We start from the raw sequence: 284 nt of genomic DNA, 5'->3' as shown, positions 1-284 counted from the left end.
ACCACCTTCCTCGGTGGCGTACTCCTCGGCGCGATTGTTATTCATCACCGTGTCCGCAAATAGCAGACACGCTCTAGTACTGCAACGGCACATGCTTGACAGATGGACGATACTGATTGCGTGGTCCTCGATCTGGTTGCTGCCGAGTTGGAAGCGTTGCATGAGCGGATCTCCGGTCGTTTCACCCGGTCGGAGCCGCGGTCCCGGGTCCGTGAATATGTGACGGGATTGGTTGCGGGTCTGGAACGCAAGAACGGGTGGACCCTCGCCGAGCGGGCCGGTGA

General features: G+C 59.9%; 1 pseudogene. It reads left to right on the top strand.

From position 1 onward, the window contains the following. Positions 1 to 120: 120 nt before the first annotated feature. Positions 121 to 284 (top strand): annotated as a pseudogene (locus MLGJGCBP_RS44635) (IS701 family transposase); the annotation flags it as partial.

It is taken from the genome of Rhodococcus sp. T7, from assembly GCF_009872365.1.
Classification (GTDB): Bacteria; Actinomycetota; Actinomycetes; order Mycobacteriales; family Mycobacteriaceae; genus Rhodococcus_F.
Note: the sequence above shows the minus strand (reverse complement) of the source record. Positions and strands in the feature narration are given on the sequence as shown.